The 12051-nt window shown below is 43.8% G+C and carries 8 protein-coding genes; all 8 read right to left on the bottom strand.

Going from position 1 to position 12051, the window contains the following annotated elements:
* Positions 1–2: 2 nt before the first annotated feature.
* The gene (locus ACJJIK_RS00390) at positions 3–398 is read right to left on the bottom strand and encodes a BlaI/MecI/CopY family transcriptional regulator (protein ID WP_444931732.1); all 396 of its coding nucleotides are present in this window, start codon (positions 396–398) and stop codon (positions 3–5) included.
* Positions 399–614: 216 nt separating this feature from the next.
* Complete coding sequence (locus tag ACJJIK_RS00385; RefSeq protein ID WP_444931733.1) at positions 615–1013, bottom strand: MAPEG family protein; 399 nt, start codon at positions 1011–1013, stop codon at positions 615–617.
* Positions 1014–1108: 95 nt separating this feature from the next.
* Positions 1109–1570 (bottom strand): hypothetical protein, encoded by a 462-nt coding sequence (locus ACJJIK_RS00380; protein WP_444931734.1) that lies wholly within the window; start codon positions 1568–1570, stop codon positions 1109–1111.
* A gap of 163 nt (positions 1571–1733) precedes the next feature.
* Positions 1734–2219: a hotdog fold domain-containing protein gene (locus ACJJIK_RS00375; RefSeq protein WP_444943873.1), complete on the bottom strand. Its 486-nt coding sequence runs from the start codon at positions 2217–2219 to the stop codon at positions 1734–1736.
* Positions 2220–2881: 662 nt separating this feature from the next.
* Positions 2882–3853, bottom strand: coding sequence for a GlxA family transcriptional regulator (locus ACJJIK_RS00370; RefSeq protein ID WP_444931736.1), 972 nt, complete (start codon positions 3851–3853; stop codon positions 2882–2884).
* Between the two features lie 238 nt (positions 3854–4091).
* Positions 4092–4436: a hypothetical protein gene (locus tag ACJJIK_RS00365; protein ID WP_444943872.1), complete on the bottom strand. Its 345-nt coding sequence runs from the start codon at positions 4434–4436 to the stop codon at positions 4092–4094.
* A 528-nt stretch (positions 4437–4964) separates the two neighbouring features.
* Positions 4965–8933: a DUF6531 domain-containing protein gene (locus ACJJIK_RS00360; RefSeq protein WP_444943871.1), complete on the bottom strand. Its 3969-nt coding sequence runs from the start codon at positions 8931–8933 to the stop codon at positions 4965–4967.
* A gap of 787 nt (positions 8934–9720) precedes the next feature.
* Complete coding sequence (locus tag ACJJIK_RS00355; RefSeq protein WP_444931739.1) at positions 9721–11931, bottom strand: neutral/alkaline non-lysosomal ceramidase N-terminal domain-containing protein; 2211 nt, start codon at positions 11929–11931, stop codon at positions 9721–9723.
* Between the last annotated feature and the right edge of the window lie 120 nt (positions 11932–12051).

The raw sequence follows: 12051 nt of genomic DNA, 5'->3' as shown, positions 1-12051 counted from the left end.
GCCTATTCACCCTTATTGACTGACTCAGAGTCAGGCCAGGCATCAAGCACTGCCTGGAGTTCCTCAATGTCCGCATCATTCATTAACTTACTGCTGGCGAACATCGCCACGGGAAGGGGACCATCAAGTTCCAAAACTCTCTCCGCGAAATCTTTGGCATAGGATGCCAGAGTTTCCACCTTGTCAATCACAGGGCTATAAACATGGATTCCGTGGATCTCAGATTGAGCTACGAGCGACTTATCCCGCATTCGATCCAGAGTCTTTCGTGTCGAGGAGTAAGACCAACCCAGTCCCGGCCCCACCCGATCGTGTAGCTCTCTAGCACTTAGTGGCTCCTGCTTCCATAGAGCCTTTAATAATGCAAGTTCAGATGGAGACGGCTTTACTTCTTTCATTATGCTTACTCTTGTGACGACAAGGGTAAGTGTGCGACAAGTGTCGCATGCGGTCAACCAACTATTCGAAAAACTCTTTGTTGGTTATTTTATGTACAGGAATGACAGATAGAATTACCTGGCGGCCCGTCATAAATTAAAAGCTGGCGATATACCAACTTATTTTGATCAATTTAAAGGCAGCCAATATAGACTCTACGAGCCTTGGCAAGCATTTCAAAGGCTCAGAGCTCGCTGAACAAGCGCCAGGCACAACCCTAAGCTAAAGAAGTAAGTGCCTATAGCACCCAGAAAGCGCATGGGGTTTGGCTTTGCCATAGTGGAGGGAAATAAGATACCCGCAACAAAAAGAAATCGGCAGGCGGTCAGTAAAATAGCAAACCAGTAAACCCAGGTAGAGGGCTGCCCCAAACTCACTAAATAAATAAGTATCATCAAAAGGGGGGCATATTCTGCTGTATTTGCATGAGCCCTTACCCATTTGTGTAAGGTATTATCAGGGTCGAACGAGTGCCCCACCAAGACCTCATACTTACCGCGACCAATAGTAACCAGAATACCGAGTAGAAGAGATAATGCCGCTAAGAGACCAATACATAAGTAGTAAACATTCATAGAAAACTCCTTTTTCTATTATGCTATCAATAAGGGGAGGTAGCCCCTCCCCCAAGTCAGCTCACAGTATAAAATACGGTTTACGACATAGCCTGTTAGAGAATTACAGCCTTATCTCTGGAACCCACCGCAAATAGTGCAACCAACGAGAACTGCGAAAATCCCTGATCGGTAGATAGATACTCTTTACACCAAAACCTGAGATCATCGGATAGCTTGGCGAGAGCCTCCAACCTATCTACCTCAACCGTATTTTGAGAGGCCAGTCCGGCAAAATGACAGTGCACAACCGCTTTAGAGTCGTTACTGCGGCGATCATCTGTCACTGATATCGTCACACTGGCCGACGCTGGCTCCCAACCTATCAGAAAGTACAAAGAGCTATCTGTTACATTTTCATCAAGCTTGGAAATTGCCAGCTGTAATACTTCAGAGAGATCCTGATAGACCTCTTCTGCCTTGAGGGCGCCACTTTGCGCTTGATGCACCTCACGCTCTGCATTATCTACTGCATCAAAAAGGTTGCTCGATTGCCCTACCTGCCAAGCCAATCCCATAAATCCTCCCAATATACCGAGACTCGTAAAAGTGTATTTTACGAGATTCATGGACATAGCACACTCAACACCTTTGAGGCCGGTCTCTTATGTGCAACTTCAAGCTCGCGGTAGAACTCCCCGTAAAGGGCAGAGCAACATCTGGCATGAAATGCCAATATTGTTACTCTGGCGAAGGACGCGCTGAAACGCGCATGGTGATGTCCGCATGAAAGACCTCTACACCATGTGTATCGATAACCCTTACCGGCATCACAACATCTCCAGCTTGAATCGCCTTAAAGTCCGGGTAGTCACAAACCGCCCGAAGGTTTGTCTTTGCCATCTTTAAATATTTGACTTCCATCCCTACCGGTATCCAGCGAAAGCGGCGATCCAGAGATACATCCAGACATACACCACCAGCCAGTTCAGCCGCATTACACATGGCAATAGCATGCACCGTTCCGATATGATTTGTTACACCCCATCGCTTCTGTAGTAAAACTTCCACCTTGCCCGGTGATATTTCTGCAAAACGTGGTTTGATCGACCGAAAGTACGGCGCCTTGAAAGCTACGAGTTTAGACACCGCCCATCGACCCAATCCCGAACCACCAAACCTGCTCCATAGATTAAGCACCGGACTTCTTGAAGATTGATAGTCCATATTACCTCACCACCTTATAAATCTGAGACCACTCTAAACGGGTGGCCCTAAGCTATTTAGGCCAACTATATATCAATTTCTGACAGACCTGAGTACTCAGATCTATCAGTCTTATTGACATGGCACTCTACTCCAAATAGAGCAATAGCTAGGAGCTGGATATGGAATTTGACTATAAAACAACCACCGGAATATGGGCAGATCACGATAATCTCCATATAAGCTGAGCCCGGCAGCTATGAAAAAAGAAAGGCACAGGAGATCATTTTATAGGCCAAATGATCTCGATCCAGAGGCCCTCTACTTTTCATCTGTGTCAACATACAAAAATATCGAGTTTTAAATTGGAGACAATATCACTGACTCAATTCCGTCAGAGCCCCCCGAGGCATAGTGAGGCTCTGCCCGCCTTTTACAATTTACACTATCGCGGACATCATCAGCCAGCTTCGATTAATAGAAGTTGACTGTGCTGATTAGCGCAACAACCTATTTACCACTGACGAACGCAGATTAGTAATCGAAGACCTTTTATAAAATAAGCCGACCTATATCAGTTATTGGAAATACTGCGATGATAATTTTTATTTTAAAAAACAGGACAAAATAGCCAAGCTTAAATTAGAGCGACCTGTAAATAAGCCACTCCACGATAAATCAACTCAAGACAATCTTTGACGATACTCTCTCGGCAACATTCCTTTATTGCGACGAAATGCTCGTCTAAGCTGCTCTTGCGAGTTAAACCCACAGATACTTGCAATTTTTTCTTGAGTCAATGCTTGTGTAGCAAGAAGCTGACACACCTTTTCTATGCGGATTTTCTCTACAAACCGGCCTGGAGTCTCGCCCATATCCCGGGTAAAACAGCGCGCAAAATTCCTAGGGCTCATAGATGCCTTTTCCGCAAGACTATTGACACACATAGGCTTATCTAAATTATTGTGCATCCACTGAATCAACTCTAGAAAACGGTCGCTTTTCAATTGGCTCATTAAATAAGTACTACTCTGCTTGTGATCACCGTCTCGCTTGAGATAAAGAATCATCAACTGCGCGACAGCGAGAGCAATCCCACGGCCAAAATCATCCTCAACCATTGCCAGAGCTAAATCTACTCCTGCACTGACGCCTGCGGAGGTATATATATGGCCATCTTTGACAAATACCGACTCAGAATCAACCTCCACTTCCGGAAATTTCTTCAGCTGCTCAATATATCTCCAGTGAGTCGTCGCCCGTCGGCCGTTGAGCAAACCAACCTTTGCAAGAATTAGAGCACCACTACCAATAGAGCCTATACGCTTAACCAGGCCAGACTGGTAAGATATCCAACGTGTTAGACATTCACTTACCTTGAGGCCCTCACCATTATCAAGGTTACCGCTAACAAGGAGTGTGTGAATCCCACTAGAGTCAGTAAAACACCTATCAGAGCACAACCTCAACCCTGATGACACTTGTTTAGTGTCCCCATCTTCTGCCAAGAACTCTACTTCGTACTGATCATCACAGCTAAACCCTTTATCCTTTAATTGCTGATTTGCAAGAGAAAACACCTCTGCTGGACCCATTACATCCAGTGAGTGCGCCCCAGGATAAAACACAATTGATACTTTCTTTTTACAGTTCATTTTATATTGCAGAATAAGTGTAAAACCTTATACAAATATCAAAATCTCTGTGTGAACCATAATTTATTTCGGAAAGCCCAGGAACACAACCCAAACAGCTGAGCCCCAAACAAAAGGGGATAACGCTATAGCGGAAGCTAACAACCACAAATAAATTGATCCTTTACCTATACCCGAGTAAATTACTGGGCTTTACCGCTACCGAACAACAAGAACTGATTACACAGCGATTTTCACCTCAAAGAGAACTCTGACAGACAGCCCCACTATCTGCTACATCCTCAAGATGTATATCCATATTCCTTTCGGGAAAGCCATCTCCTAAAAAGCAGTAGATGATCCACCCTATCAAATCAATTAATTTTGACTCTAAGTTACCAGCTTTTTCTATTCTGTAAAGCGATAACGTTATTTTTTTAAAGAATACATATTTACTGGTTAAATAACCTTGCTTTCTGCCAAATAAACTTTGATTGCAGCCATAAACCTTCAGCAAAGAAAACTCTAAATCCAAGCCGAAAAAGAAAAGAATAATCACCTTAAAGAGGCGACCCTTAAAGCCTCCAAGCATAGAAATCGCCAATAGCCTTCAAAAGCCACCCGCAAAAACATAAAATTCAGCCAAGGAGGAAATAGCAACTTAACAGTTAGCCGTCCAAACGATGGTACCACTTTCTATTATAAAACATACCCAGCCCAAGCTAAGCTCTTCCCTCCAGTCACATCTTAGCCTCAGAATCTAAAATATTTATATAATTACATCGGTAGCCACTAAACTGCGCAGCTGGAGACTCTTCAGCAGGGTCAAATGTTGGTATACACCAATGAAGAAGAAAAAATATTGAATACCACTCAGAACCCAGGCAACATTTTATTGAAGGAATAATTGGTAGAATAGCCCAGAACATCAATAAGGACACCCTGCTCCTTATTGATAAAGGTCCGTCAGTAGAGCTAGAACACAGACCTGATCTTTCCCTGAAGACACTATCAACTTAATAGGTTTATCAATCAGAAGAGGCTATACGCTAGCGCACTCGACACACTCTTAATGAAAGAAAAACTCCTCACATCTACTCTCACACACCAATTACAGTAGAATCAAATAAAGCTAACATGTATAAATAGCAACACCCCGGCCCGCTAAACTCCCAAGCCTTTGCTCCTGTACAAGAACACCACCACTCCAGAGGAAACTCACACTGCCCCTATAGCTTTTATGCCTAATGCATCGACCCAAAGGATCGTATTGATACTGAATCACTTCCTGAAACTGCTCCATACCCTTTTCCACTTTCAGCTTTTCCACTCGCATTAGTTGCTGACGGAAATTATAGTAGAATCGGGCCCTGCATGATTCTTCCCCACCCCTCAATTCCTTAACCAAATACCCCTGAAAATTATAACGGCCATCAACACCACAGGAAGAAACACAACCTCTTACATCCTCACCGGCAAGATCTCGATACTTAACCCCATATTTAAATTTAGTTTCAGAGGAAGTAAAAATATCGGGAAGAACAACAGAAGTTTTGGCGAACTGATATCCCCTACTATATTGACAATCACTCTTGAACATTAAGCTCAACTCATCCAAACGGGCATTAGTTAAGCCCTCAGGATTTTCAGGCAGTAAAGCTAAAGCATCACCTGAAAAATCATAGAATCTATGAAACCCCAAATTATCAGCTAACAGGCACAGAGCATCTTCGCCACAGCTGTCAAAATTCTTATGCTCCACTAGAGGATTTATATCCCCAACCACTGAATAATCACGCAAACCCTGAGCTTCACCAGAAGAGCTATATATACCCTCAAGAATTTCTCCACAGGGCAATGTGGTCGCAACAAGATTACCTGCCACATCGTATTGATAGCTGAGCTTATTAAAACCCTGCCACTCAGCTATAACGCGACCATTAACATCGTATTCCCAACGCAGCCTACACTGACTATTTTTAGCTTCGATCAACTGACCCCGACAATTATATCTAAAGCTGCTTACACCATCTGGAGCATTTTCTCTCAATAGACGACCTAGCAAATCTCTTTCAAAGTAGATATCTAATTCTACATCACTCTCTACATCAATAACTTTGCTCGACCTTACTAAATACCCTGCAGGATTATAAGTATAGCGAGTAGCACGACCATCAAAGCCCACTTCTTCAACAAGGCGGTTATTAAAATCATATTTTCGCTGATAGCATTCGCCTTTTTCATTCTTCAAGCCGATTAAGTTGCACTCTCCATCATAATAAAACTCCAGCCGACTGCCGTTAGAGTGTGTACGAGACCTTACTTGACCGAGCCCATCATAAGTGTACGTAGTACTTGTACCATCATCCTCTATAATTTCAACAAGCAGACCTTGAACGTTATAGATATATTGAGTACGCCTTCCATCGAGAGTTGAGACTATACAAACACGCCCCTGTTCATCGTACTTATAGCAAGTTTTCTTGTCTTGACTAGAGCGCACTATATTTAGAAGACTATCACTACCATATTGATAACAAATAGATCTTCCCAGAGAATCCTCAATCGCTGACAAGCGGCCTTCATCTTCCCAAAAATAGCGCGTAACATTACCTAGAGGATCAGTAACAGAATCAATCAAGCCCTCAGGGGTATAGGTGTAGTGCGTAGTATTGCCAAGGGGGTCTTCAATAGCTACAATTTTTCCATATTTATTGTAGCGACGCTGCCAACTGGAGCCTTCTGGGTCAGTGAGCTTACAGGGAAGTCCTGCACTACTGTACTCGATTTGATATCTATTTCCACCAGCATCCACTTTCTGTACTAGGCGGCCATCCTTATCGTATTGGTATATCTCTTCACGTAGGGCGTCACTCTCACTGGGCAGCTGCACCCTGGAAATCCTGCCCATATCGTTGTAACTATACAACGTTTCCCCACCTTCGCCATTACAGTAATAGGTGGGCAATCCTCGCTCATTAAAACAATAATGCGTTTGCCCTCCCCGGGTATCAATAATCGTTACTCTATAGCCATCTCCGCCCCAAATAAATTGGTAGTTACAGGTAGGTTTGCCGTCAATCGTATCTCCCCACTGCCGGACACATCGCGCAGAGGGGCCATCAGTATCCCACTCAAAGTAGAAACGATAACCAGTTTTTAAGGTCCGCTGTTTAATGTTATATTTTTGGTATTCATATTTTTCGCCACAGCCAGACCCGTCTACAGCTTTAATTAGTGAGCCTTCATCACTATACTCATAGTGAGCGACAAATTTAGTGCCACCATCTCGACCTATTCTTTTTAAGGCACCGATTCGAAAGCTTGCAGAACTTTCCTCTGCTGGACTTATATATAAATCCTCGCCAAAACTACTCTCAACTCTGATTAAACATTCATTACGGTAGTGGAGCTGGTAAAAGTTACCATAGCTATCACAAATTTTAGTAAGCCTTAGTGCACCCGTTTCCCCAGTAGCTTTAAAGTGCTTCTCTATTCCAGCGGAAACCCCGTAAGTCGTGATAACCCAATGTTCGTCATTTATCCTGGTGAGTGTTAATTGCTCAACAACATTATGGCTGCGAGAGCTATTTCCTGGTGCCGGCAAACTTATTACTCTACCTTCAGCATCAAAGAACAGTATCGTTTGACCCGGACGCCACACCAGGCGTTCACTTAATGTATGGGTCCACCCATATCCCAAACCAATATCCCTAGAGTTACTACTACGATATGTACGGGCTATCCGTAATGGTAGAGGTCCACTCAGCGCCACATCTGTCAAGGTAAAGCTAACCTCACCCGTTTTTAAATGAACTATCTCTCCAACTGTACAAGCGGTAGCGTTACTCTGACAGGTATCACCCGTATAATTTTCTCCTGCTTCACTACAACTCTTATCGGCCTCCTCTGAAAAATTTTTCGCCCGATTTATTCCTATAACTTGTGCACCCGAACTATAAAGCCTCCTGGGAGTTTGACTCTGCGGATTGCCACTTCCTAATAAATCAGATTTAACTGAAGCCTGGGAATTTTTTTTGCCATAGCGCTTTTGTATATTGGCTTGAGTACCCTTCCTGCCCGCTTTGCGCTCTGTTTTTTTAGCAAGTAATGTGCGCTGCCTTTTTAACCGGGCAAAATCAAACATCAAATCGCCAATATTTCTAAAGGCAGTAAGCAGGCGTGCACTCTTTGCACGGGAGACTGCTGTAACGTCCCCTTTAGTTAAAGCTGCAAGTGCTATTGTCAAGATAATTTCAAAAGTGCCGCTGGCAACTAGATCGGTAACTTTTAGGCTATAGCGTGTCTTGATATAATTCTGTGCAAAATGAAAGACGGCCCCTCGAAGTATGGAGTCACTATAGATAACCTCAGCGATATTAAAGCTCAGGCGAAGCTGTTTCCTGGAAACCGTATTCGGATTAAATCCTAATGCTGTGATCACTCCACGGAACACGGAGGTTACACACTCTCCGCCAGGCTCCTCTAGATTTTCTGCATACAATATATAGTCGATGACTTCTGTACTAAGTTCAAATGATTGACGCGCTGGACTCACCACCGCTGCAACCTCAGCAGCATCCTTAGTCCAAATAGATAGGCTCCATGCGGAACAACTTGGTACTTTTGTAATATTCGTTGCGGCAGCCTCCTTCACCTTACCGGAATCAGTTTTAACTACTGATTTGGTCAGGGGTTCGCCGACAGAATCTTGCAAGGTTACCTGTTGCAACCCTATGCGAATCCTGTTAGCCAGCTCCGCTTGTAAATCTGCCAAAACGGAGTACGGTAAAGGAGCTTCTTCGATCACGAGTCGGTGCTGTACTAACGCAAGGTAGATGGCCTTATCTCGCTCACAGAGATAGCCTGGGGCATCATTTTTCGGTGTGGATTGGCGTTCTGCCTGTCGAGAATCTGTATCTGACGTAGGAGTCTTATATAAGCCGAGATACTGGTCATATACTAGCTGGAGTGTTTTGCTATCAAACATACCCAGTACCTCGGTAGCATCAATCTGAGCTGAGGTCGTGTTTTTGCAGGTCCAGCCAGCACTTACTGTGTAACGGGTGCCTTGATAATTTTCGATAAAGAGCTGTATCAAAAGTTAAATCCTATCAACCACTGACCAACCGTTGTACGGTCATCAAACAACCGAATCCATCCAGGATTCCTAAAATATGATCTCAACTCCGTTATCACCACTCTGATTAAGGCTGTCCTCTCAAAAAAGGAAAGAAAACTTCGCTATAGCCACCCAGTGTCGGGGATAGGCAATAGTAGCGGATAAAAAATAGCCTAAACCTCTAGAGCATGGCTAAAAAGTACCAATCAGAATGTCACGTAGCTAGAATCACCAAGCCGAGCCCCTAGTTAGTACTTTTGTAACAAAACTAGTAATAACAGCCCCAAAACCAACAGATAATTTCACAATGCATCCACATTTAAAATCTTCTGCTGGATTTAAACTCAATAGATAAACTACTCAGTAGTCTCCAAACCATATTTCTCAAATATCAAATAGAATGCCCTGTAACCTGGCCCAAAATTTGGAGAAAGCTGACTTAGTTTAGTATTTCTTAGTAGGGAAAAGCGATGACAGTAAAGCACACAGAGAGCAATACAAATAAATTTGACTTCGATTAAGGTTTTAATCTCAATTCCAACCGACAGGAAGCGGGAAATTTTAACAAAGAAGCATCGCCTATCGAAAGAAATATAGGCGACCTAATCACCCCGACAAAACTACAAAAAGCACCCCCTGCAAATGAATGGTATCACAAAATCATACAAGGACCGATTCAATTCAGGTGGCGCCTTTCTTATACCAGCCGCATACTGTTTGCAAATTAAAGAAATCGGCAGGAGTATCCAGCCGACGTCTTAACTCATTAATTGTCAACCGTAAAGCTGCTCGACGTACCAGAATAGCTGGAAATTTTTCCGCCCCACCCACTCTTCCAGTTTCCATAATGCCTTATTCGATAAGTACCTGATGGCGTATCCCCTGCAATAAGCCACTGCCCTTCAGCAAAGGAGCAGGCCATACAATCAATAGCCGTATCCCGTGTCCAAATAAAATGTGTATTCAAATCATTATCAGTCAGGTAAGCCTCCCAACTACCATTAACTTTACGCTGTACCTCAATAAAAGTTTCCTCAGTTTTTAAGTCATTGCGCGGATGGCCAGAACGAAAGGTAACTGAGACCGTATCGCCAATACGATAATTGTTATCCACGTCATCCCATACCTGCCCAAAGGACTCCCAGAGGCGCTTATCATCATAAACAACCCCTATAACATTAATAATTTGATCATCGGATAGATCTTCAGGTATGGGCCCCGCAGCGACATCTACACCGTTGATCATGGCATAAGACATTTCGGTATATATCTGCCGATAAGCGGCAAGTGTATTCGGGCCATAAATCGTATGCGCTCCCTCATAATGCTGCATATCGAACTCTTCATGAGTCGTTATATAGCCGGTATAGGCATTTGCTAAACCGGTTAGCACCACAGCGGTGACACCACTCTGTGCAAAAGCCGATAAAACATCCGCCTGAAGACGCCGCCCAGCCATAGTTGTCATTTCACCCGGAACTGCTATTAGAGCGAGAGACCCTATACGGAATAGTTGAAAGGGTAGATACGGCGTATAGAGCGCCTGCCCGACTACTTTACGCTCTACAAATGTAGGCTTTGGGTACTGACAGGGGTCATCTTGAGTATCCTCATATACCGCAGCAGCAGAGAAGGCACTCATTAGGCCAAAAAGGGGGTAACCATGAATTACTGATTCGAATAAACCAACACTCCTATCCCAGTCCACCCCCTCATTTTCTATAGACATCCCTTCAAAGATACCACCAATTTCGCTGGGACCATCCCATGAGGAGCCAGCGGTAAATGACCAGCCGACCGCACCTTCACAGATATCCTGCTGTCCCTCACCGGTAAACTCATCCGCTACGGTATAGCCAGGAAAATAGATATGTTGATGACGGTAATCCAAGCCGCCCTCAAGCTTCAGCGACGACGACTGGTAAAGTAACTGCGCCTTGGCAACCTGTTTTTCCGCAGCTAAGAGTAAACTATCATATTCAGTGTTTCCACAGCCATCCCTGGGACCGCAGATATTGGGAGAAGCATCTCCTAAATTACTATTGGCAAATGCTGCGATAAATTTACTAGCGGCGCCCTGCCCAACAGCCCAGGCCTCAAATAACTGACTTGCCGCACCTTTATGATCAGCACTAATTTGGCGCTGATCTTTACCTAGAGAAACATTGTGTACCGCAAACCAGTTAATAACCCCCAAAGCCTTGTTGTTAGCATTAACTAACTTGAGTTGAGTCATTGTTTTATTGGTATCGTATTGATAGCTACCAGCGTCGGCATTTTCAGTATAAGGCTCCGGGTTCCGATTAACACTGGCATTTAGGAGAGTTCCCTGCTCCACAAAAATATCACCCGAAGCCAATCCATTATTCGCTTCCACAATTGACTGGAAGATACCATCGACAATAATCTTATAGTTATCTCCGGCATATCCTAGGGTACTCATATTCAACATAACATAATGATCATAACCACCGGGGCCAACGTGGGTATGAGTGGCAGTTAGCATGACATTTTTTTCAGTATACCGACTATTACCAAATCGGCTCTTTAACTTTTCAATGACCCCCTGCTTCACACCCTGAGGAATACCCTGTAGATCTGCCGATACAAATACTAAACGCTTACTGTCAGTATTATCAGCAATAACAAATGCCCGCGACCACAAGCGTGTATGGATACCTTTTGTCGTTTGATCCACATCCCCATAACCTACCATCCCAACATCAGCTGCCGGTCCAGTAATATCATACTTACCCACCCCAACAAGCCATTGCGGCGAGCTTGCAACACTAGGCACCCAAACAATCAGCATAGAAATAAGGAGGAAATTTCTCATTATTTTTTTCATTTTTTTCTCCAGAATTTTTACGCACAGAAGCACACCCACCACTTCACAGGCGTAAAGAATTGTAGTTTTGCTAAAATTAACAACTGAATAGACTGCCGCCGAACGATACGACAACACGCCATTAGACATTAAGCCAATTTGATTCTTGGCTTTTATTATTCCAGCCTGAAAAGTAGCTTTATTATTTTCAGCAACGCCTCAAGCAACCACGACCCCCAACGTACCCAAACTTGTAAGGCAGCTCTAGCA

Source organism: Microbulbifer regidiadema (SeqCode) (assembly GCF_052466995.1).
This window is presented reverse-complemented; position numbering and strand designations above follow the sequence as displayed.